The sequence below is a fragment of the Corynebacterium occultum genome (assembly GCF_009734425.1).
GTDB classification, from domain to species: Bacteria; Actinomycetota; Actinomycetes; order Mycobacteriales; family Mycobacteriaceae; genus Corynebacterium; species Corynebacterium occultum.
Genome location: NZ_CP046455.1, coordinates 2843924 through 2866668, shown reverse-complemented (window position 1 = coordinate 2866668; position 22745 = coordinate 2843924). Strand labels below are relative to the sequence as shown.

At 62.5% G+C, this 22745-nt stretch carries 17 protein-coding genes; 7 read left to right on the top strand and 10 right to left on the bottom strand.

The window, feature by feature from the left end; all coding sequences use genetic code 11:
- The first annotated feature begins 750 nt into the window (after positions 1–750).
- The 3 genes from COCCU_RS12990 (at position 751) to COCCU_RS12980 (ending at position 4442) form a co-directional block, all read left to right on the top strand.
- On the top strand, positions 751–1854 hold the full coding sequence (locus COCCU_RS12990; protein WP_156232106.1) for a glycosyltransferase family 4 protein: 1104 nt from the start codon (positions 751–753) through the stop codon (positions 1852–1854).
- On the top strand, positions 1847–2992 hold the full coding sequence (locus tag COCCU_RS12985) for a cellulase family glycosylhydrolase (RefSeq protein ID WP_231598780.1): 1146 nt from the start codon (positions 1847–1849) through the stop codon (positions 2990–2992). The genes COCCU_RS12990 and COCCU_RS12985 overlap by 8 nt, the downstream gene beginning before the upstream one ends.
- A gap of 361 nt (positions 2993–3353) precedes the next feature.
- Positions 3354–4442, top strand: a complete 1089-nt coding sequence (locus COCCU_RS12980; protein ID WP_197088368.1) for a cellulase family glycosylhydrolase — start codon at positions 3354–3356, stop codon at positions 4440–4442.
- 523 nt (positions 4443–4965) lie between these two features.
- On the opposite strand, the gene COCCU_RS12975 is transcribed toward COCCU_RS12980, so the two are convergent.
- The 5 genes from COCCU_RS12975 to trmB form a co-directional block, all read right to left on the bottom strand.
- Positions 4966–5340 carry a DUF3054 domain-containing protein gene (locus COCCU_RS12975; protein WP_407924143.1) on the bottom strand — a complete coding sequence of 125 codons (375 nt, stop codon included), beginning with the start codon at positions 5338–5340 and terminating at the stop codon, positions 4966–4968.
- The gene (locus COCCU_RS12970) at positions 5341–6555 is read right to left on the bottom strand and encodes a lysylphosphatidylglycerol synthase transmembrane domain-containing protein (RefSeq protein WP_156232104.1); all 1215 of its coding nucleotides are present in this window, start codon (positions 6553–6555) and stop codon (positions 5341–5343) included.
- Complete coding sequence (locus COCCU_RS12965) at positions 6555–8990, bottom strand: MMPL family transporter (RefSeq protein ID WP_156232102.1); 2436 nt, start codon at positions 8988–8990, stop codon at positions 6555–6557. The genes COCCU_RS12970 and COCCU_RS12965 overlap by 1 nt, the downstream gene beginning before the upstream one ends.
- Positions 8991–9001: 11 nt before the next feature.
- Positions 9002–9676, bottom strand: a complete 675-nt coding sequence (locus COCCU_RS12960; RefSeq protein WP_156232100.1) for an NYN domain-containing protein — start codon at positions 9674–9676, stop codon at positions 9002–9004.
- 280 nt (positions 9677–9956) lie between these two features.
- Positions 9957–10754 carry a tRNA (guanosine(46)-N7)-methyltransferase TrmB gene (trmB, locus tag COCCU_RS12955; protein WP_156232098.1) on the bottom strand — a complete coding sequence of 266 codons (798 nt, stop codon included), beginning with the start codon at positions 10752–10754 and terminating at the stop codon, positions 9957–9959.
- Positions 10755–10895: 141 nt separating this feature from the next.
- Here trmB and COCCU_RS12950 point away from each other — a divergent pair, with 141 nt between their 5' ends.
- The 3 genes from COCCU_RS12950 to COCCU_RS12940 all read left to right on the top strand — a co-directional run bounded on the left by COCCU_RS12950 (position 10896) and on the right by COCCU_RS12940 (position 14504).
- A complete protein-coding gene (locus tag COCCU_RS12950; protein WP_156232096.1) occupies positions 10896–12095 on the top strand; it encodes a hypothetical protein in 1200 nt (399 codons plus the stop codon).
- 35 nt (positions 12096–12130) lie between these two features.
- Positions 12131–12553: a DUF6802 family protein gene (locus COCCU_RS12945; protein WP_156232094.1), complete on the top strand. Its 423-nt coding sequence runs from the start codon at positions 12131–12133 to the stop codon at positions 12551–12553.
- A 115-nt stretch (positions 12554–12668) separates the two neighbouring features.
- Positions 12669–14504: a phosphoenolpyruvate carboxykinase (GTP) gene (locus COCCU_RS12940; RefSeq protein WP_156232092.1), complete on the top strand. Its 1836-nt coding sequence runs from the start codon at positions 12669–12671 to the stop codon at positions 14502–14504.
- 101 nt (positions 14505–14605) lie between these two features.
- Here the strand turns inward: COCCU_RS12940 and COCCU_RS12935 are convergent, their stop codons facing one another.
- Both COCCU_RS12935 and COCCU_RS12930 read right to left on the bottom strand, forming a co-directional pair.
- On the bottom strand, positions 14606–15007 hold the full coding sequence (locus tag COCCU_RS12935) for a hypothetical protein (protein ID WP_156232090.1): 402 nt from the start codon (positions 15005–15007) through the stop codon (positions 14606–14608).
- Between the two features lie 801 nt (positions 15008–15808).
- Positions 15809–16564: a class I SAM-dependent methyltransferase gene (locus COCCU_RS12930; protein WP_156232881.1), complete on the bottom strand. Its 756-nt coding sequence runs from the start codon at positions 16562–16564 to the stop codon at positions 15809–15811.
- Between the two features lie 196 nt (positions 16565–16760).
- Here COCCU_RS12930 and COCCU_RS12925 point away from each other — a divergent pair, with 196 nt between their 5' ends.
- The gene (locus tag COCCU_RS12925; protein WP_156232088.1) at positions 16761–17876 is read left to right on the top strand and encodes a glycosyltransferase family 4 protein; all 1116 of its coding nucleotides are present in this window, start codon (positions 16761–16763) and stop codon (positions 17874–17876) included.
- Here COCCU_RS12925 and ctaD read toward each other — a convergent pair.
- From ctaD to COCCU_RS12910, 3 genes are all read right to left on the bottom strand, one after another.
- Positions 17863–19620, bottom strand: a complete 1758-nt coding sequence (gene ctaD / locus COCCU_RS12920; RefSeq protein WP_156232086.1) for an aa3-type cytochrome oxidase subunit I — start codon at positions 19618–19620, stop codon at positions 17863–17865. The two genes, COCCU_RS12925 and ctaD, sit on opposite strands and share 14 nt — an antisense overlap.
- A 313-nt stretch (positions 19621–19933) precedes the next feature.
- A complete protein-coding gene (locus COCCU_RS12915) occupies positions 19934–21478 on the bottom strand; it encodes a hypothetical protein (RefSeq protein ID WP_231598779.1) in 1545 nt (514 codons plus the stop codon).
- Positions 21479–22738 carry a porin PorA family protein gene (locus COCCU_RS12910; protein ID WP_197088367.1) on the bottom strand — a complete coding sequence of 420 codons (1260 nt, stop codon included), beginning with the start codon at positions 22736–22738 and terminating at the stop codon, positions 21479–21481.
- Positions 22739–22745: the final 7 nt, after the last annotated feature.

The following is a 22745-nucleotide window of genomic DNA, read 5'->3' as shown; positions in this document are numbered from 1 at the left end:
CGGGTTCCGTGTCTCCGGACAGTGCCCTCCCAGGGTCAGGAATCCCCTGGGGGGAGCGGTGACCGCAGCGGGGAAACTACGGCAGATTCACGGTTCTGAGGACCCATGTTCTTAAAGCGAAAACACTGAGGATAATCGCATTAGATTTCAAGAATCACCATTTTCATCTCGTGACAATTTTAAGCACTAAAGAAGCAGGAAAAGTAGCTAATTAGCCATCTTTACAATTAGTGCAGATGCCTTTCAATACATAAACTGATATAACTATTAGCCTTTTCACATAATATGAGGGGGATTACAGTTAATTGGCTCCAGCGGATTTTCAAATGGAAATATTTTTCCCCCACTGGGGGTGGCGACAGGACTGCAGCCCCTATAATAGGGGTCTGAAATGGGGGTTAATGGATTAACAATCTATACTTCCACGCTGAATTCGGTGCCACCGAAAAAGGGGGCGCTCACACTGGGGCCCTTGATTATGGCGGAAAAGGTGGAAAAATAATGAAATAAACCCTTTTCTTCTCCTAGTTGAAAAGGTAATCTATTTCTTTATTAAGTTCTTTAACTTTTCCTCATCGATAATGGGATCATATCCCTAATTTTCCCAAAAAAAGTACTGCCCCGAATTTCTGGGGGTATTCTAATGGAATACTCGTCCCCTCGAGAAAAGCTGAGAAGTAGACCGAGGGTGGGTGCTGTATTCAGAGGAGCGCTGCAGCCTCTGAGGAACCGTGGAAAGGAACCCTCCCCATGCACCTGGTTGCCGTTAATGCCGGAGCAGATGTCTCCGGTGCCGAAAGGGTGCTGATTGACCTGCTGCGCCATGCCCGTTCGCAGGGGCACCGGGTCACCCTGGCCTGCCCCGAGGGGGCGCTGCCGGAACAGCTCGCCGATGAGGTGGAGCATGTGGCACTCGGGATCAACCGCCTCGGCCGGACCCGGGGATGGCGGCGTCGGTTGGAAATTCTGCAGCTGCCGCTGAACTGGTTCCGGGTCGGTCGGCAACTCCGCCGGATCAGTCGGGATGCCGATGCCCTGATCAGCAACTCCACCTTTGCCCTGCCGGCCATCGGCATGGCCTTCCCCCACCACCGGTTCCGGGGTGGAAACTCCCCCTGGATCTCCTGGCTGGTGCATGACACCATCACCTCCCGCAAGCAACGGGCGGTGCTTCGGCTCGGTGCCCCTGCCCTGGATGTGGCGGTGGCGGTCTCGGAGGTCACTGCCGAATCGGTACGTCCCATGGTCAGCAACGCCCTGGTTCGGCCCAATGGGGTGATTATCCCCGCAGAACCGCGGGGTGGAGTGGAGACTAATCCCACACAGCCCGTGGTGGGGATCCTGGCGGTACTGACCTCCTGGAAAGGGCAGGATGTGCTGCTGGAGGCCATGGTCCACCTGCCCGGGGTCCAACTGGAGATCGCGGGTGCCGCCTTCCCTGGTTCAGAGGACTTCGAACAGCAGTTGCGGGATCGAGCTGCGGCGCCGGACCTGGCGGGGCGGGTCAATTTTCTGGGGCATGTCCACCGCGATGAGGTTTTTCCCCGCTGGGATGTGCTGATCTCCGCCTCCACCTCTCCGGAGGCAGGCCCCCTCGGGGTGCTTGAGGCCATGGCCGCCGGAGTGCCGGTGATCGCCACGGACCATGGGGGAGCGGCCGAATACCTGCGGGGTGGGGCCGGGGTGCTGGTCCCGCCCGGGGATCCTGAGGCGCTTGCCGCGGCCATCGAAAAGCTCCTGCAGGACCGGGATGGGATGCGGGCCTGCCGAGAACAGGCGCGGGCCAGGGTGCTGGCGAAGCATGACCTGGCGGAGACGGTGCCTCGGATGCTCGGGGCGCTGATCAGTGGCTGATCCGGAGAAATCCGGTGGCGGGGGAGGGGCGGGCGAAGGCAGGCGCGGGAAGGGTGACTACTTTGCCTGGTTGACCACTGCCGTGGCGGTGCTGCTCTCTACCTACCTGGTCTGGAACATCCTCACCCCGGCAGGTGGGGAGGGGCCGGAGGTGGAGATGCCGGAGGCCCCCGCCGCCGGCTGCACCAGGCTCGGCATCGCGGGGCCCGCCGCCTGGGAGAAGATGAGTGAAGAGGAATTCCGGAGGATGCTTGAGGAGCAGGTCACCCTCGGAGCAACCTGGATCCGGGTTTCCGCCAGTTGGCATGCCATGGAACGCATACAGGGGGAGCTCTACTGGGACGCGCTGGACATGCGGATCGAGGCGATCGCTGACGCTGGCCTACGCCCCCTCCTGCTCATCCACACCCTGCCCACCTGGGTGGAGGGGTTCGGCACCCTGGGTAGTGGCGCCGCCCAGCAGTACGGTGACTTCGCCGGGGCGGTGGCACAGCGGTACGGCGAGCACATCGAGGCATATGAGATTTGGAATGAACCCAATATTGAACGTTTTTGGCCCGATCCCAGCCCCGCCGCCTATGCCGAAATGCTTGTCGACGCCGCGCCCAAGATCCGCGCCGCCGACCCCTCCGCCACCCTGGTGGCCGGGGGAGTGGCCCCCGCCATCAATGTTGCCGGTGAGTCCTACTCGGCCTACACCTTCCTCGAGGAACTTCATGAACTCGGAGCCATGCAGCAGGTCGACGCCATCGCCGTCCACCCCTACTCCTATCCGGAACGGCCCTCCGGCATGTCCCGGTGGAACACCTTCCACCAACTTGCCAGCTTCAAGAAAATGATGCGCCGCTATGGGGATCCGAAACCGATCTGGCTCACCGAATTTGGTGCCCCCACCGCCGGACAAGGTGGGGTGGGGGAGCAGGAACAGGCCGCCATGATTGCTGAGGCTCTCCACCTCAGCTGGCCGGACCCCATGTTGGGGCCACTGTTCATCTACACCATGTATGACCTCGACTTCGGGGCGGAGGACCGCGAATCCCACTTCGGGATCATGTACGGGCCCGGTGACCCCAAAGCCGCCTTCACTCAGTTGCGGGAAGCGGCGGAACAGTGCCATGAGGACCTGGGGGAGCGGTGATGGTGTTCGCCGGGAAGAAAAACCGGCTGAAAATTGCTGTGAGATCCCTCATGTGAGCATGCTCGCAATGAATTTCCCTTTCATTTTCAACCGGAGAACCCTTCTTCTCCAAAATTCCACATACCTGGGAAGTAGGGGTGTTGAGGGGGTAGGGCGGGACAGAAAACCAAATAGATTCCTTCCGTAAATGTTGATTCCCCTGGGTTTTTTCTTAAGGATTCTCAGCCCCCGCTGTTAAGGGAATGGATCAGATCTTTGCAGCTCATGGCATATTTTTTCAGTGACCGAAGCCATATTTGTATCTGAAGTGAAAACACTTACCCTTTCCTTGAAGCTCCACCAAGGGAAAGGTATTACAAAAGTGAACAGCTTAAGTCTCGCCGGCACATCGCTGATCCTGGCCGCCACCACCTTCTTCGGCGCGCTCAGCTCATCCTCCGGCGCCACCGGAGCGGGCGATCCCGGCACCGGTTATGCCGACGACGCCGGGGGAACGCACGCAACCTGCCAGTCCCTCGGGGTCGCAGCTCCCGCGGACTGGGAGTACATGAGTGACCGTGAATTCCGCGACATGCTCGATGAGCAGGTGGCCATGGGATCCCAGTGGATCCGGGTCTCCGCCATCTGGAAGGACATTGAGTACCGCAAGGGCAGCTATGACTGGAGTGGGCTGGATTCCCGCATGGCAGCCATCTCCGATGCCGGCCTCAAGCCGCTGATGCTCATCCATCAGTGGCCCAACTGGGTCGAAGGTTTCGGTGTCATCGGCAGCGGTGCGGCAGGGGACTACGCGGACTTCGCCGAGCAGGTGGCCCTGCGCTACGGCGATCAGGCCCGGGCCTATGAAATCTGGAATGAGCCCAACCTCGAACGCTTCTGGCCCAACCCCAGCCCGGATGCCTTCGCTGAACTGCTCGCCGCCGCCGGTCCCCGCCTCCAGGCAGCCGACCCCTCCGCCGAAGTCCTCTCCGGCGGACTGGCACCGGCCACCGATGACCCCGGTTACTCCATCTCCGGCAAGACCTTCATGACCCGCCTCTATGAACTCGGCGCCAATGAACACGTCACCGGCCTGGCGATGCACCCCTACTCCTACCCGGAACGTCCCACCGGCACCTCCGATTGGAACAGTTTCAACCAGCTGCACAAGCTGCGCGACCTGATGGACTCCCACGGTGACGGGCACAAGCAGGTCTGGCTCACCGAATATGGCGCACCCACCGGCGGCAACCGGGGTGTCGGGGAGCGGGAACAGGCCGCTATGGTCACCGAGGCGGTGGAGCTTGCCGCCGGATCCTCCAACCTGGGTCCGGTGTTCCTCTACACCATGTACGACATCGACCTCGGGGCCAGTGATCCGGAGTCCCACTTCGGGCTGATGAAGGCCCCGGGGCAGCCCAAACAGGCCTATAATGCGCTGCAGGACATGAGTGAGAACTGCGCTTTCTGATATATCCAATAAGGTTCTGTTGACCTTGTGGTAATGCTGCTCTCATCCCAGCTCAAGGCCTAAATTATCTTTTGGTCACATGTAATGGATCAGGGGGTCCGGGCCGATACACTCAACAGAAAACAATCCCGGATAAGACCCCGGGGCCAACCGAGAAACCCTGATTGGAAGGAAACTCGCATGCTGAGTATCGCCCTGGACCTGAGCACCGAAATCATTGCCTGGATCGTCATGATCGGCAACCAGATCGCCCTGGGTTCCAGCAACTAAAGGCTGTACCCCTTCAAAGAGAGCACCCTCGGTCCGCGAAGTGCGGACCGAGGGTGCTCTGTTTTCAGGTGTCATGCATTCTAGAGTGGGGAAACCGGGGGTTAAGGGTGCCGATAAGGACCCTTAAGTGCCCTTTTCCCCACTCTATCCTGCTTGAGGGAGTGCTGCCGGAGGCTTATTACAGGTGCTGTTGCAAAGGTGGGTGAAGAACCATCCGGCACTCCGGGGTTAGGTGCCAGGGCCGCAGGCTGTACTAGACGGTGACTTTCCGGGACACCTTCGCCACACCACGCCAACCGAGCATCAGCACACCAGACATGATGGTGGCGACCATGATGAAGGACCAGTGGGGGATCCCCTCATTACGGATCGACCAGATCACCAGGCCGGTGAGCACGGTGATGACCCAGGCACTGACACCGGCAGGTACCAGCAGCCGACCCTCCCACTTGAGAACGAGAATCAGCACCCAGCTCAGTGCCACACCGATGAGGAAGGGCCAGAGGGTGGAGAGCCAGCCGTTGAAGTTCAACGGCATATCTTCGCTCTGATGCGCCATGCGCGCCAGGAGCGCGAACAGCGCAATAGCCAGGACATCCAGCATGACGGGAACTGCGGGCTTATTCACTTACTTCTCCTTAGGACGACGCTGCTTCGAGTCTATCGCCGCAGCGTCCGCCCCCCGCGTCGGCCTCGGGGTGCTCTTGCTCTCATCCCGGGTCCGGGGCTTAATTGCCTGGGCCCTGCTCTCCGCTGGCCTGGTCTTTGCTGGCCTGGTCTCCCCGGTCCTGGTGTCTGTAGCAGCCCGCGCATTGAATCCCTTGCGCACGAAGTAGGTGAGGTAGATGATCCAGCCGAGCACGGTCATCAGCAACAGGGAGATCAGCCGGTAGATGATCACGGCGGCGGTGGCGTCAATGACCGTCATGCCGGTTGCCACCAGAGTTGTGATCAGTGCGGCCTCCACCGGGCCCAACCCGCCGGGGGTCGCCTGCACCGAGCCGGCGATCTTGGCGGTGACATAGGCGAGCATCACACCGACGACGGTGGTGTTGTCAGCTTCGGGACTCAGGATCGGCACGGAACCGGTGACGGCCCAGACGCAGGCCCACAGCGTGGCGATATCAAAGAGGCGGTTGAGCAGCGACCAGAGGGAGATACCCGCAAATTGGCGGAGGGTGAGCTTGACGGTGTCCATCTGGTTGATGTGCCGCATCGCGGTGTCCACCCCGGCGCGGGGGTCACGGCGCAGCAGCCGGTTCATCTTGGGCAGCAGGCTTTGCAGGATCCGCCCCACATAGAAGGGGTTCTGTGCCGCCCAGTACATCACCCCGGACAGCAGGAGCATCCCGGCCAGGGTCAGACTCAGGGAGAGGAGGCTGATATTCGCACCGAGGAAGAAGACCCCGGCGATGCCGAGCACCACCAGCCACATGGTGGACAGGGCGGAGGAGAGGACGAAGAACCAGGAGCAGAGAATGACACTCGCACCCCATTTACGCTGCACCTGGAAGGTGAGCACCGCGGCGAAGGCGGGTCCACCGGGGAAGGTGGCGGACCAGGCATTTGAGGCGTAGGTCAGGGCATTGGTGTCCACCCGGCTGATATAGGTGCCGCCGGCACGCAACAGCAGGTGCATGACCTCGGACATGGCGAAGAAGGAGATCAGGATGGCGGTGATCCCGAGGATCACGCCCAGTGGGTGGGCCTCCTGCAGTGCGGCGAAACCCTCCCCGATGAAGTGCAGGCGGCCACGGAAGAGGAAGGCCAGTAACGCCAGGATGGTCAGTGGTACGAGCCACCGCACCCAGGCGTTGTTGAGGACCTTCCCGATACTCCGCATTATTTTTCGATCTCCCCGCGCTTCTGCCGTTCCAGCTCCAGTCGTTTCATCAACTCCGCGAAGGGTACCGCCTCCGTGTTGCGGCGGCGACGCCCCTGGTAGGCGCTTTCGTTTTCCTCCACGATCTCCGCCTCGTAGATCGGTTCGCCATTCTTATCGACGTCCTCGGCCACCTTCTCGGCGACCGGCTCCGGCTCCGGCTTGGGCTCAGGGGAAGCCGCGGCCGTGGCCGCCGCCGCGGTGGGGGCACCGACCAGGGCAGGCTCCGGGGCAGGGGGTTTCGGGGCGCCGTCAAGCGCAAGGGCGGTGGGTTCCGCGCCATGTCCGAGTTTGGCGTAGGCGGTTTTGACGAAGCCGGGTGCCCACCAGTTGTCATCCCGCAGGAGGTGCATCACGGCGGGGACCAGCAGCATGCGGATGACCGTGGCGTCGAGGAAGAGGGCGGCGATCATGCCGAAGGCGATGTACTTCATCATCACGATCTCGGAGAAGCCGAAAGCGGCAGCCACCACGATCATGATCAGTGCGGCGGCGGTGATGATCGAACCGGTGCGGGCGGTGCCGGTGCGGATCGCCTCATCGGTGCTCGCTCCCTTGTCGCGGGCCTCCACCATCCGGGAGACGAGGAAGACCTCATAGTCGGTGGAGAGGCCGTAGACGATGGCGATGATCAGCACCAGCACCGGGCTCATCAGTGGGCCGGGGGAGAAGTTGAACAGTGAGGAACCGACCCCGTCGACGAACATCAGGGTCAGGATGCCGAGGGTGGCGCCCAGGCCCAGGACCGACATGATCACCGCCTTGGCTGGCAGGACCACCGAACCGAAGACCAGTGCCATGAGGATGAAGGTGGCCACCACCATGTACAACGCCATCCAGGGCAGCTTCTCAAAGAGTGCCTCGATGGACTCGACCTCCATGGCCGGGGTGCCGCCGATGTAGATCTCGACACCCTCGGGTGCCTCGATCTGGCGGAGCTGCTCAATGACCTGGGCATTTTGCTCACGGTCCTCGATGCCGGCGGAAAGAACGGTGGTGCCCTCCTGGGTGGCGGTGGAGGGGGAGAAACGACCCGTCAGGCCCGACACCTGGTTGGCCTGCTGGTACACCTGTACTAGTTGATCATTGGTGGCGTTGGTGACCACCAATTTGATCGGCTCGGTGCGGAACTGGGGGAAGTTCTCGTTGAACTGCTCCTGCGCCACCCGGGTCTCATTGTCCGGCGGCAGGTAGGTCTCGTTGATGCCGCCCAGCTTGATGCCGATGATCGGGAAGGTCAGGGCGAGCAGTGCCAGGGCGATGCCGGCGGTGACCAGCTTCGCGTGCTTCATCGACCAGGCCGGGATCCGGTACCAGATGGTGTCCTCCAGGCGGCGGGCCTGACGTGAGGTGCGGCGCACCGACCACTTGTCGATGTTGTGGCCCAGCATGCCGAAGATCGCCGGCAGCACCGTGATCGACAACAGTGCGGCCAGGCCGACCGCAGAGATCGCACCATAGGCCACCGACTTCAGGAAGGCCTGCGGGAAGAGCAGCAGGCTGGAGAGTGCCACCGCGACCATCGCCGCGGAGAAGACCACCGTGGAGCCTGCGGTGGCGGTGGTGACCACCACCGCACTGCGCACGTCCCGCCCCTTGTCCAGTTCCTCCCGGAACCGGGAGACCATGAACAGGCCGTAGTCGATGGCCAGACCCAGCCCCAGCAGGGTGACCACCGACTGGGAGAAGACATTGATCTGGGCGAAACCGGCGATGATGGAGAGAATGCCCAGGGAACCGAGGATGGAGAGCACACCCACGATCAGCGGCATGGTGGCCGCCACCACCGAACCGAAGACGAAGAGCAGCAGGATGGCCACCACCGGCAGGGCGATGACCTCGGCGCGGAGGATATCGGCGGACATGCCGTCATCCAGGGCGTCGGCAACCGCGGTGGCACCCGCCACCGTGACGGTCACACCCTCCGGGGGATCGCCGACCAGCTGATCCTCAATCGCCCGGAAATCCTTCAGGGTCTGCTCCCCATCCCCCACCAGGCCGATCGCGGCGAAGGCGGTGGTGCCGTCCTCCGTGATCAGCTGGGCGTTGCGGGTATCAAAGTAGCTGGTCACATGGGCGATCTGTTCGGGATGTTCGGCTTTGAGTTCCCGGAGGTGCGTGGCCAGGATGTTGAAGAGGGTGGGATCATTCAGGGTGATCCCCTCCGGTGCCTCAAACTGCAGGATCACATCCCCACTGTCATCCCGGCCGAAGGTGTCCAGCTCGATGACGGAGGCAATGGTGGAATCCGCGCCCGGATCCTCCCAACCCTCCTGGCTCATCCGCTCGCCCAGGCGCATCCCGAAAGCCAGGTGCACCACCAGGATTGTGGCGATGATGACCCAGGGCACCACCTTGCGGTAGCGGTAGGTGAGCTCTCCCCATTTCTCGAACAACGAAAACTCCTCTAGTGGCGGTTCTGCAGCAGCGCGGAAAGGGGGCGGAAAGGCTGCAGCCAGGCACCCTCATCCGGCAGGGAATCCAGGCTGATACGCGGCAGCGGTTCCCGGAAGACACCCGGAATCTCCTCCAGATCGAGGAACTCGATGCTGTCCGAGGTGACCGCCCAGGAGGCATGCTCGTGGAAACCGATGACGGTGACCTGCAGGCCCTCCGTCGCCAGTTCCTCCAGGGTCTCCCGGAAGTTCTGGCCGTCGGCACTGGCCACGACCACGCCCTGCAGCAGGCCCTCGGAGTGGCGACGTCGGATATGTGCGAGCATGTCCGGATCGACATCGGTGTCCTCCTCCAGCTTCGGCTTGGCGAAGACCGCGAAACCGACATTGCGCAGCGCCTCCACCCAGGGACGGATCACATCCGCGCCACCGGGGGCCACATTGGTGAAGACCGTGGCCTCCGGCTCAATATGGACACCCCCCGCCTGGGAGAGGTGGGCGGCCTCGGCCAGGAGCCAACGGCCGATGGCATCGAAACGTGGGCGGTAGGCGGCGGTGGGGCGGCCACCCAGGATCGCACCCAGACCCATGTCCAGGTTTGGGGCATCCCAGACCAGCAGCAGATTCTGCGGGCCGCCGGAAGTTTTGGAGGAGTAATTATGGGTGTTTTCGTGAAGATCACTCATGAAATTGGACTTTCTGAAATAGCTAATAATTAATAGGGGTGCACATCGCCCCCCTGTGGGCGGGGTGCCCTGTGGGGAGGCGTGTTCCCCCTAGTGTGCCCCCATGCGAATCCGCATGGGGTGGAATTGGGGATCCCGGGGTGGCTGTTCCAACATTCCCCCGGGGGGGGGCTGCCTGGAAAAGACCCCTGGGGGCTCAAGGGACCTGTTTCAGGTCCCTGCGGTGGGCCGCGGGAAAAGGAGTGGACCGGCGCCTTGGGCAAGGTGCCGGTCCAGATGCCTAGTCACTGGTGCGACGCCACAGGAACTCTGTGATGGTGTGGTCCAGGTCCAGACCGCGTCCCTCGAACTTGGTGATGACCTGACGGTCCGTCAGCTGCGGGCAGTCCTCCCAGGGCCACCCCATGTACTCCAGCTTCGGTTCCACATTGACCAGTTCGCTGATCCACTCCGCGTACTCCGCGTGATCGGTGGCCACATGCAGGACCCCGCCCGGCTTCAGGCGGGAGGCGATCAGGTTCAGGGTGCCGGACTGAATGATGCGACGCTTGTGGTGGCGGGCCTTGGGCCAGGGATCCGGGAAGAAGATACGGACCCCGTCGAGGGAGGCTTCCGGAAACATCCGGTTGAGCACCTCGACACCGTCACCCCGGACCATGCGGACATTCTCAATGTCATTACGGACCACAGCGCCCAGCAACTTCGCCAGACCGGGGCGGTAGATCTCCACGGCGATGACATTATTACCTGCCTCCACCGGTGCCATGGCGGCGGTGGAGGTGCCGGTGCCGGAACCGATCTCCAGGATGGTGCGGGAGCCTTCGCGGCCGAACCAGGCCGGGACGTCGATGAATTCATCGCTGAGCTCACGGCCCAGGCGCGGCCAGTTCGCCTCCCAGGTGGCCTCCTGGTTCTCGGTCAGGGTGCCGCGCCGGAAACCGACGGAACCCAGACGGGGATAGTCGAGGTCATCGTCGAATTCGGACTTCAGGGGGCGACGGTCATTGCCCGCCGCCACGTTCTCGGCTGCCGGTTCCGGGTTTGCCGAGTTATTTTCAGGGATATCAGCGTTATTCATAACACCGCTATTCTTCCCTTTACGTGCGAATACTTCAATTCTATTTGGGGTGGCTCCGGGCGGATTCTCAGTCCGATCCCGGGTTGCGGTCCCCGCGCGGGTGGGTGACTATGGGCTTATCGAGGGAAGAGGGGGACTTCCATGGCGCCGGTTCCGGCGATTTTTCTGGCGGCTGCCGACTGGGCGCAGGCTCGGCCTTTCGGCTGCGTGGTGGGGCAATCCCTGCGTGAGATCCTTTCCGGGTTGACCGGCCCACCCCGGGTCACCGCCTGCACTTTCTCCGCGGTCCTCCCACTCGATCTGCCCGGCGCCATCGCCGTCCACGCCCCCTGGCCGGTCACCCAATCCGGCGTGGACCTCTGCTTCCTCATCCACCCCGGCCCACTGCCGGCCCGCGCCCGCGCCCGGATCGCCGCCGGACCCCTCACCTTCATCCATCTTCAGGACGCCGCCGAACTCTCCGGCTCCCGGATCTCCCAAAAGATGCTTCTCGACGCCCGCGCCAGGGCGCTGGCAGGGGAACTCCAGGCCCTGGCACTCCGCCACCCGGCGCTGGCAGGGGAGCTGGGGGAGTTGGCGGCGCTTGGCCCCGGGATCCGGGAGCCGGAACGGAAAAGGGTGGCGGTGATCGGCCCGGATGCTGGAGCTTGTGGGGCAGTGCGGGACTTGCTGGCGAATTTTGAGGTGCTGGACTCCGCGGAGGTGGATGCCGTGGTGGCCGTCGCCCCTGCTGTCGGTTGGGATGCGAGTGATTCCCGCACCCTCAGTGACGCCTTCCACCGGGTCGGCAGACTGCTGAGCACCGCCCCGCTCCCTGCCGGGGCGCCGGATGGGGCAGTGGTGGTGCGCTCTCCGACGGAGATCCCGGGGATGCTGCAACGGCTGTTGGCACACCCCGCGGTCACGGCCCGGCCGGAACTGCTTCCCGGTGGTGGCAGACGTGCCCTGGCGGTGCTGCGGCAGCGGGAGGGGCAACGCTTCGAATTTGAGTTAAGTGAGTGCACACAAACTTCGCAGTTCCGGGAACTGGCCCAACGCCGAGGTCTCGGCCCGATTCCAGCTCCCGGGGTGCGGCACGTCCTGGAACCTCTGGTCTTCGGGGTTCTGGCGGCTGGGGCGGTGGCTCGGCTCGGATGGCCGCTCTCCCCGGTGGTCGGTATGGTGGCGGGAACCCTGGCAGGGGGGATATCCGCAGTCCTGCGATGGCGCTCGGGGGAGCGTCGGAGAATGCGGGAACTGTCCCTGGAATTGCGTCGCCGCTGGGGCATGCCGGATATAACCAGTGGTGAATCGGGTACCCCCGGAGGGTGGATCCGTCGAGAACTTTCAATGTCCGAATGAGTTAACAGAATTCACATTTTCAAGGGGGTTCAGCTATGGCGTGGTGGCTCGGTCTGCATGGTCTCGATGAGGTTCCGGAATGGTCGGGGGAGGGGGATCTGGAGGAGGGAATACTGCACCTGAGGGTCGACGGGAGGCAGTGGCGGTTATCGGCCCTGGGGGAGTCGGCGATCCTGGCCGATGAAAATGGAATGACCATCTACGCCGATATTGACGGTGATGGGCAGGTCGACCACATCTCAACCGTGCATGCCGACGGTGCTTTTGAGGTATGGTCCACCGATCCGGAGGTGGCCGCCTGGGGGCTGGCGGCGGGTTTTGTTCCGGGCGAAGCGGAATCCTCCGTTCGGGACAATGACGGCTGGGGATTACCCTCAGACGGTACCCCCGAAATGGGTGACCCAGAAGGCGTTCTAGATCACGTTAGGGGGGAGTGGATATGTGTAGAGCGGGGGTAATCTGGCCGGTAATGACATGAGCTCCTAGGTTCCTTCGCTGAACTTTCCCCAATTCTGCGATTCAGTGGATAGTCTAGGAGTTGAGAACTCTTACCGAGGACCCCAATCAGGAGATGTGATGACCACTGCGATCAAGGGATTGAAATCCCCCGCACCCACCGAGAACGAAGAACTGCTGAAGTGGATTGCTGAAGCTGTTGAGCTCTTCGAGCCGGAGTCTGTGGTCTTTGTCGATGGCTCCCAAGAGGAGTGGGATCGCATGGCCGCAGAGCTGGTTGATGCGGGCACCCTGATCAAGCTGAACGAGGAAAAGCGTCCGAACAGCTACCTCGCTCGCTCTAACCCTTCGGATGTCGCCCGCGTTGAGTCGCGTACCTACATCTGTTCCGAGACCGGGGAAGGCGCTGGCCCGACCAATAACTGGGCACCGCCGGCCGCGATGAAGGAGGAGATGCGCACTCATTACAAGGGCTCGATGCGTGGTCGTACCATGTACGTCGTTCCCTTCTGCATGGGCCCGATCACCGATCCGGAGCCGAAGCTGGGTGTTCAGCTCACCGACTCCGAGTACGTCGTCATGTCCATGCGCATCATGACCCGCATGGGTTCCGAGGCCCTGGAGAAGCTGGGCCAGGTCGGCTCCTTCGTCAAGTGCCTCCATTCCGTCGGCGCTCCGCTGGAGCCGGGCCAGGAAGATGTTCCGTGGCCCTGCAACGACACCAAGTACATCACCCAGTTCCCGGAGACCAAGGAAATCTGGTCCTACGGTTCCGGTTACGGCGGCAACGCTATCTTGGCCAAGAAGTGCTACGCCCTGCGTATCGCCTCCGTCATGGCGCGGGAAGAGGGTTGGATGGCTGAGCACATGCTCATCCTGAAGCTGATCAACCCCGAGGGCAAGCCGTACCATATTGCGGCCGCATTCCCCTCTGCCTGCGGTAAGACCAACCTGGCCATGATCCGCCCGACCATCCCGGGCTGGAAGGCTGAGGTGGTCGGCGATGACATCGCATGGCTGAAGTTCCGTGAGGACGGCCAGCTCTATGCCGTCAACCCGGAGAACGGTTTCTTCGGTGTCGCACCGGGCACCGACTACGCCTCCAACCCGGTCGCAATGCAGACCATGGAGCCGGGCAACACCCTGTTCACCAACGTCGCACTAACCGACGATGGTGACGTCTGGTGGGAGGGCATGGACGGCGAGAAGCCGGCCCACCTCATCGACTGGAAGGGCAACGACTGGACCCCCGAGTCCGGCGAGAAGGCCGCCCACCCGAACTCCCGCTACTGCGTCGCCATCGAGCAGTGCCCGGTCGCCGCACCGGAGTTCAACGACTGGAAGGGTGTCAAGATCGACGCCATTCTCTTCGGTGGACGTCGCCCCGACACCGTGCCGCTGGTCACCCAGACCTACGACTGGGAGCATGGCACCATGGTCGGTTCCCTGCTGGCCTCCGGTCAGACCGCTGCCTCTGCTGAGGCCAAGGTCGGTACCCTGCGCCACGACCCGATGGCAATGCTGCCCTTCATGGGCTACAACGCCGGCGAGTACCTGCAGAACTGGATCGACATGGGTGAAAAGGGTGGCGACAAGATGCCCCCGATCTTCCTGGTCAACTGGTTCCGTCGTGGCGAAGACGGCCGTTTTCTGTGGCCTGGCTTCGGCGAGAACTCCCGCGTCCTGAAGTGGGTCGTGGACCGCATCGAGGGCCGCGTCGAAGCTGATGCCACCGTCGTCGGTAACACCGCCCGCGCTGAGGACCTGGATCTCGAAGGCCTGGACACCCCCATCGAAGACATCAAGGAAGCACTCACCGCTCCGGCTGAGCAGTGGGCCCGCGACCTCGATGACAACGAGGCATACCTCACCTTCCTCGGCCCCAAGGTGCCGAATGAGGTTCATGAGCAGTTCGCAGCGCTGAAGAAGCGCGTCGAGAGTGCCCTGAAGTAAGGTATTTCGGCTGCTGGTTGCTTAGCTGACTGGCTCCAAGACCCCTGTTTTCCGGACTGATTCCCGGAGAACAGGGGTTTTTGGGTTGAAGATCAGCCCTCCTATTTCCTGGTGGACCCTCTAGGCCTTCTCGGCTGGTTCGGAATCCACGCCAGTCCTGCTGAGCGCCATTGCTCCGCGGGAAACACCTTCCCTCGGTTCTGTTTCAACGTCTGGCTAAGATGCCTGATCCACGAACCATCATTCAAGGTCTGGGCGGTGATCCGGATCAGCCAGATGCCGGCGTTACCGAACTGTTTGGTCCGCTGCATCTCCGAGATTGCGGCCTCTTCCGGGGTGATCCCATACTGGCCCCGGTATTTCCCCTCGCCGTCGTATTCGACTCCGACGGAGTATTCCGGGTAGAAGAAGTCCGGTCGGCCGATGAAGATTCCATGGTGGTCCAGAATATCGGCCTGGAGGTGTGGGACCGGGAGCCCTTTCTCCCACATTTTGATCCGCACAACTGATTCCCTGGGACTTTCAGCTGCGGAGTGAGCCAGCTGGAGTGCTCGACTGGCCTGCTTAATTCCGTGACGGCCTCTCATTTCCCTTAAGAGAGAACCCAATTGTTTCCTCGTGACCATGTGGTGGTGCAGACAATGGTCGATCGCCTGTACTCCCTCGATGAGTTCATGCCATCTGGCCACATCCATCACGGTCTGCGCCGGTGAAGTCACCTGACCTGAGTCAAAAGGCGGGGGGGAGATTCTGAACTGGATAGCCCGGATATTCAACGAACTCGCGAAACTTCAGGCGGTCCTCCTTCAGTGCAGAACCACCGGTCCTGCCTCCCAGTTCAACCCACCGCGGGACCTTTCCGTACGGGATGTTCAGGACGGAAGCTGCGGCTTTTCCCACCAGCACATTCTTCGGTCGGGTGAGAGCCGTCGCAATACAGTTCAGGTCGAAACGTTGCCAGAGGTTCAGATCCTGGTAATTCGCTGGAACGTAGATCCCTTTTCTTAACCTGTGGAGTTCTCCTCTCTGGCATCTGCGTAGCATTTGGTTCTGTTCCTGCCGACTATGCGCCCCCGCGATAGTCAGCATCCCCCGATGTTGACTCATGGTGACAGCTAAGCAGATCTCGGGAGTTCATGAGAGGCCTGCAGGATAGAGTGGGGAAAACAGCCCTTAAGGATCCCGATCGAGGCCTTAACCCCCCAGTTTCCCCACTCTAGAATGCATAGGGAAAAGTTTCCCCACTCCCAGCTGCAGCGCGAACAGTCAGAGCAGCCAGAGCAACCCAACCAGCCCCTTAAGAATCACAATTTCCGCAGCACCAGCACCAGGTTGCTCACCAGAAATTCCCGCAATACCGGGACCTGCACCATCCACCAGGCCCAACTGGGGTGGTAACGCGGGAAAGCGGCCACCAGCTCTGCCCCGGCCACTGATCCACCCCACCTGAGACCCTCCGCACAGGAGACATCGAAGAGGGAACTTCCGTACACATTCTTGGGTGGGTGCCCGTGTTTTCTGGTGTATCGCTCCCTGGCGAATTCACCACCCACATAGTGTTCCCAGAGTCCGGTCTCATGCCCGCCGAAGGGGCCGAGCCAGATGGTGTAGCTGTAAATGACAAGACCTCCGGGTTTAGTCACCCGCAGCATCTCCTCACCCATCTTCCACGGCTCCGAGACATGTTCCCCCACATTGGAGGAGTAGACCACCTCAAAAACATCAGAAAGAAAAGGCAGATCCAACCCGGATCCCCGCACCGAGGCAGTGACCTCGATATCGGCTGCCGACATCTCTCCCACATCGGGTTCCACCGACACATAGTGGACGCCCCGGTTCTCAAATTCCTGCGCGAAGTAGCCGGGCCCCCCGCCGACGTCCAGGACCGACTTCCCCTGCAGACCGCTGCCCTGAACATCCGCCCATAAGGCCTCCACCATGGAGGCGGTGTCGATCGCGAGTCCCCCGTAGAAGATATCGGGGCGGGGTTGTTCATGGCGGAAGGAACCCAGCAGCCCGAGGGAGCGGCGGAGGGTGGAACGCCGCCGCGTGAACGCCAACCCGCCACCAGCGCCAGCACCGCCAGCACCACCAGCACCACCAGCACCACCAGCACCACCAGCACCACCAGCACCACCAGAAACCCTGAAAAGTCGCCTCAAAAGATTCCCCAAACTCAACGCAGGATATGAACACCCCAAGACTACAAGCAGGATTCCGCTGCTGGTCAGAGGCCCCGCTAGGCTTGGTCGGGAGATGAAGATCCTTTTGTTGTGCTGGCGAGATTCCACCCACCCCCAGGGCGGTGGCTCTGAGCGCTACCTGGAGCGGGTGGGCGAGTATCTGGCCAGGCAGGGCCATGAGGTGGTCTACCGTACCGCCGGTCACACTGATTCCCCACGGCGCAGCATGCGTGAGGGGGTCCGTTATTCCCGGAGTGGTGGAAAGTTCACGGTCTACCCGAAGGCCTGGTTGGGGATTCTGGCCGGGCACCTGGGTTTTGGCACGTTGAAGGGTTTTGATGCGGTGGTGGACACCCAGAACGGCATCCCCTTCTTCGCCCGCCCCCTCTTTCCCCACATTCCCACCATCCTGCTCACTCATCACTGTCACCGGGAGCAGTGGCCGGTGGCTGGTCCGGCGGTGGCCAAGTTGGGTTGGTTCCTGGAGAAGCAGGTGGCCCCGCGCATTTACCGGGGTGCGCCTTATGTGACGGTGTCTCAGCCGAGTGCGGAGGAGCTGGTGGAGCTGCGGATCCGGGAACGTGACATCCACATCATCCGTAATGGCATTGATCCGATTCCCGCGCATCTGCCCCGCCTGGAGCAGACGGACGCCACCCACCTGGCCACCCTGTCCCGCCTGGTGCCCCATAAGCAGATCGAGGATGCCATGGATGTGATCAGGCGGCTCGGGGAGAGCCATAACCTCATTCTCGATGTGATCGGCAGTGGTTGGTGGTCCGATGAGCTCCATGAGTATGCGGACCACACGGGGGTTACGGAGCGCATCCACTTCCACGGCCAGGTCACCGAGGACTATAAGCATGCCCTGTTGGCCCGGGCTGAGCTGCATCTGATGCCCTCCCGCAAGGAGGGTTGGGGGCTGGCGGTGATCGAGGCGGCGCAGCATGGTGTCCCCACCATCGGCTACCGCAGCGCGGGTGGCCTGCGTGATTCCATCAAGCACAATTCCACCGGCTTGCTGGTGGACAACCCCGCCGAGCTGATCACCGCCACCGAGGAGCTGCTCACCGATGCTTCTCGACGCCGCGCCCTGGGCAGCGCCGCTCGTGACCTTGCGGCCGGGTACTCCTGGGAGGACACCGGCCAGCGTTTCGCGGAACTGCTGGAAGAGATCACCGGGAGTTAGTTTCCTCCACCTCCTGGGGGGAGGGGGATTTCTGGATCTCGGCACGCTCATCACGCTTGGTCACATGTGCCTCGGTGCGCATGCGCTCCACCATGTGCGGGTAGTGCAGCTCGAAGGCCGGCCGCTCAGAGCGGATACGTGGCAGGGAGTTGAAGTTGTGTCGCGGGGGCGGGCAGGAGGTGGCCCACTCCAGGGAGTTGCCGTAGCCCCAGGGATCATCAACGGTGACAATCTCGCCGTAGCGCCAGGACTTGAAGACATTCCACACAAAGGGCAGGACGGACATACCCAGGATGAAGGAGAAGACGGTGGAGGTCTGGTTGAGCAGGGTGAAACCGTCGGAGTCCAGGTAGTCGGCGTAACGGCGCGGCATACCCATGTTGCCCAGCCAGTGCTGGATGAAGAAGGTGCCGTGGAAACCGATGAAGGTGAGCCAGAAGTGGATCTTACCCAGCCGCTCATCCAGCATCCGGCCGGTCATCTTCGGGAACCAGAAGTAGATGCCGGAGAAGGTGGCGAAGACAACGGTGCCGAAGACGGTGTAGTGGAAGTGGGCGATGAGGAAGTAGGAGTCGGCCAGCTGGAAGTCCAGGGGAGGGGCAGCCAGCATGATGCCGGTCAGACCACCGAAGAGGAAGGTTCCCAGGAAACCGACGGCGAAGATCATCGGGGTCTCCCAGGAGATCTGTCCCCGCCACATGGTGCCCACCCAGTTGAAGAACTTCACCCCGGTGGGCACCGCGATGAGGAAGGTCATGAAGGAGAAGAAGGGCAGCAGCACCGCGCCGGTGACGAACATGTGGTGTGCCCAGACGGCCATGGACAGGGAGCCGATCGCGAGCGTCGCAAAGATCAGGCCGATGTAGCCGAACATCGGCTTACGGGAGAACACCGGAATAACCTCGGAGATGATGCCGAAGAAGGGCAGGGCGATCACATAGACCTCGGGGTGGCCGAAGAACCAGAAGAGATGCTGCCACAGGATGGCACCACCATTGCCGGGGTCGAAGATGTGGCCACCGAGTTTGCGGTCAAAGAGCACGCCCAGCGCCGCGGCGGTCAGCATCGGGAAAATCAACAGGGCCATGACCGCGGTGACGAAGATATTCCAGGTGAAGATCGGCATCCGGAACATGGTCATGCCCGGCGCGCGCAGACACAGGATGGTGGTCAGCATGTTGATGGCGGAGGCGATCGTGCCGATACCCGTCATGCCCACCCCCAGAATCCACAGCTCGGCACCCACACCGGGGGTGTGGATCTTGTCGGACAGGGGGGTGTACATGGTCCAGCCGAAGTCAGCGGCCCCGCCCGGGGTGAGGAAGCCGGAGATGATGAGGAATCCGCCCAGGGCGGTGATCCACAACCCGAAGGCGTTGAGCCGGGGGAAGGCGACATCCGGGGCGCCGATCTGCAGTGGCAGCACAAAGTTGGAGAAACCCCAGACAATCGGGGTGGCGAACACCAGCAGCATCACCGTGCCATGGATGGTGAAGAGCTGGTTGAACTGCTCATTCGAGAGGAACTGCAGGCCCGGGGTGAAGAGCTCCGCGCGGATCAGCAGGGCCATCAACCCCGCCAGGAAGAAGAAGGTCATGGACATGACGATGTACATCATGCCCAGTTTTTTGTGGTCGGTGGTGGTGATCAGGTCCCAGAACGCGGAACCCTTGCGGCCATGCCCGGTGGGCGCCGCACGGGTGGGTTCAACATAGTCTTCGAGCCTGGGGGACACGGCAGTCATATGGGTCTCCGGAAGTGTGGAAGGATCCGATCGCTATAAGACGGTGAGTCAGGCAGGTGATGCTTTCAGCCGCATGGCCGAGAAGCCTGAACCAACGGATTTTTCAGGCAGAAGTATCAATACAGCCTATTTCATGTGACACAGACCACGGTATCTCTCTTGTCTGGCCAGCGACAGCCCCAGGATTGGTGGGCCCCTGGGGTGGCTTGAGGGTGGGGTGCCCGGAATCGGCCAGCGGGGCGCCGCAACGTAGAAGGCGCATTTAGGGCTGCATTCACCCGTTTTCCCCTCCGCCAGGGCATGGATGCGCCTTCTATGTTGCAGCCTTCCCCGAACCCTTGCCCCGCCCAGCAGCCTTCCGGGCACCCTTCCCAGCACCCTTCCTCAACCCCCGTCGCCTGCCCCCGAATAACAGGAAAAGCAGCGGCGCCGCCAACCACATCCCCAAGAGCGCCAATCCGAGACCGAACTTGAACCCCCGCTGGGGCTGATCCCCGGTCTCCACCACCAGATCACCGTCCACCACCACACCAACACCCAGATCATCCAGGGCCCGAAGGTCCCCCAGGGTCCAGGCCTGTCGGGCCGCACTCCAGCGGGCGGAGGGCGGATCCACCATCACCCCGTCAACGCTCAGGGATCCCGGTTCCACCAGGGAAAACGCCTTGGAGTTGGGGTTGACCGCCACCTGGCCATTCAGGGTGACCAGGGTGGGTTCATTGACCATGAGAACATCCCGGCCGGCGGCGAATTCCACCAGTGCGGTATCCACCGGCACCTCCACCGGGGCCAGCTGCTGCATGGCCTTCGGGGCATCGGGCACCTGGGCGAAGGTGAGCAGGAGGACCACCGCCGCCGGTACCCCGCGGAAACCGGAGGCCAGGGCGGCGTAGGCCGGAAGTGCCAGCATCACCAGTTTCTGGGAGTCACGGAAGAGGCCGGCGCCGGGGATATTGGCCACCACCCAGGCGGTCGCGCCGGGCAGCAGCCAGGTGGCGATCGCCCCACCCAGCCCCAGTACACCCAGCCAGAGGAGAACCGGTGGGCAGTGGCGGAGGCACAGCAGGAGGGCGGCGAAGAGTCCGATGCCGAGGAGGGCGAAACCATTTTCCCGGGAGACCGGTACCGCATCAGCATTCCAGATGCCACCAAGGCCGAGGAGGGAACCAAGTGTTCCGGCCCCCTGTTCCGCCCTGGGGGCGAAGGCGGCCGCCCCTGCCGGGGCGCTGGCGGCGGAGCCGCTGAAGAGTGAGAACAGGGCGGGCACCAGCCAGGGCAGGCACAACCCCAGCCCGACCAGGAAGGTGGACAGGCGTCGCTTCTTGGCGGTGGCAACACCCATGATCAGGGCGAACAGTGCGCCGGTGGGGGTCAGGGAAGCCAGCCACATCCCCAGCCACTGCACCACCGGGCGGCGGCTGAGACCGGCCGCAGCGATCAAGGGCAGCAGCCAGGCGGCGATCACGAGGGACCACTGCCCCTGGAGGAATCTTTCGATGATGAAGGGGTTCCACACCACCACGGTCACAGCGGTGATCTGGCCGAAGACCCCGGATTTCAGGTACCGGGCCAGCCAGGCGGCACCCACCACGGCGAGCGCTCCGCCGAGGATGAGCAACCCCCGGGCGAACCAGGAGGCGGGAAGAACCAGGCCGACCAGGGCGAGTAAACCATCCTGGGGGACATTGCGGGCGGGGAGATCACCGAAGCCCAGGGCGTTCAGGGACAGGGCCGGGGAGTCCAGGACCAGCATGTCGCGGAGTGCGAGCTGGCCGGGGGCGAAGAGCGGGTAAAGCAGCAGTCCGAGCAGGAGCGTGCCCCATGCCACCACCAGCACGCGACGCAACCCCGGGTTCATCTAGGACTCCAATTTCCTGGCGGCGCGGAAGCGGTTGCGCAGGAAGATCAACAGGCCGGCTATCACCAGGATGGTGATGATGGTGTTGGAGGACAGGGAGATGACCTCAAGCACCTTGAGGATGGACTTATTGGACTGGGCTTCCTCCCGGGCCGCAGCCTGGGACACCCCATCCCAGGCCAGGGATCCAGCGAAGAGGGTGCGGTTGGGGTTAGCCTCCCCACCTGCGGCAAAGGCATCGGCCATCTCAGTGGCTTCCTCCTGGTCAGCGGCCAGGTAGAGGTAGACCTCCTCCTCGCGGTCGAGGGTCACCCCGGAGGCCGGTTCCACCCAGAGGGAACGGTCCACGGCGTAGTAGGGGCTGAGCGAAATTCTTTCCTCGGTACTGAAACCATGGGCGGCCAGCTCCCCGGTGTCGTAGAAACGGCCCGCCGGCCCACCGATCCGGAGGCCGGAGATGCTCTCCAATTCCTCGGCACTCATCTCGGAGGGGCGCAGCAGCGGATCCAGTTCGGGTGCATCGGAGATGTCATCCGGCTGGGTGTAGGCGTGCGCCAGGGAGGACATCAGGTTGACGGCCTTAAGATCCTGCTGGAAGTGGAAGGCCCGCATCCCCTCATGTTCCACCAGGTCAACGAAATCCAGGGGAGCGGGCACCTGTGCCAGCGGGTCGAAGAAATCATAGGAGACCCGCTCAGTGGTGAAGGGGAAGAAGTGCTGCAGCCCGGTGCGGCTGAACTCACCGGTCTCCACGGACAACCCCACCCCGGGCAGGGAGAGGGCGACCGAAGAGACCGGCTCCGGCACCGGGAAGGCGGAGTCCACGGTCAGCCGAACCTGATCATCCAGGCGATAGAGCTCCGTGTCCCCCGCGTTCAGGGTGGACAGACTCTGGACCTCCACCGCCTTCTTCTTCTCACTGGGCGAGGTGGTGGTCACCCGTTCCAGCTGCACCTCGGAAAAAACCAGGAAACAGGAGAAATCAGGTTCCTCCCCCCCGCACCCCGGGCGGCCGGCATTGGCGGCGGGAACCTGTCCGGCGCGGTAGGCGGGGGCGTCGATAAGCAGGGCGGTGGTGGGCTCGGTGGCGGACTCGAAGCGGGAATCTTCGGGCAGCTGCTTGAGGGAGGTGATGATGAAACGGGGCAGGATGCTGCCCACCAGCAACAGGGCCAGGATGATGACCCCGAGCACCACGAAAATCCGGTTATGCGTCACCCAACGACGCACCCCTGACTGAGCGGAACTGCTGGTGGTCAAAAACTCT

Excerpts from the sequence above, each read along its gene's own strand:
- COCCU_RS12970 (WP_156232104.1), bottom strand. The coding sequence starts at position 6,555 with ATGCGGAGTATCGGGAAGGTCCTCAACAACGCCTGGGTGCGGTGGCTC.
- ctaD (WP_156232086.1), bottom strand. The coding sequence starts at position 19,620 with ATGACTGCCGTGTCCCCCAGGCTCGAAGACTATGTTGAACCCACCCGT.
- COCCU_RS12945 (WP_156232094.1), top strand. The coding sequence starts at position 12,131 with ATGGCGTGGTGGCTCGGTCTGCATGGTCTCGATGAGGTTCCGGAATGG.
- trmB (WP_156232098.1), bottom strand. The coding sequence starts at position 10,754 with ATGAATAACGCTGATATCCCTGAAAATAACTCGGCAAACCCGGAACCG.
- COCCU_RS12960 (WP_156232100.1), bottom strand. The coding sequence starts at position 9,676 with ATGAGTGATCTTCACGAAAACACCCATAATTACTCCTCCAAAACTTCC.
- COCCU_RS12915 (WP_231598779.1), bottom strand. The coding sequence starts at position 21,478 with ATGAACCCGGGGTTGCGTCGCGTGCTGGTGGTGGCATGGGGCACGCTC.
- COCCU_RS12925 (WP_156232088.1), top strand. The coding sequence starts at position 16,761 with ATGAAGATCCTTTTGTTGTGCTGGCGAGATTCCACCCACCCCCAGGGC.
- COCCU_RS12990 (WP_156232106.1), top strand. The coding sequence starts at position 751 with ATGCACCTGGTTGCCGTTAATGCCGGAGCAGATGTCTCCGGTGCCGAA.
- COCCU_RS12950 (WP_156232096.1), top strand. The coding sequence starts at position 10,896 with ATGGCGCCGGTTCCGGCGATTTTTCTGGCGGCTGCCGACTGGGCGCAG.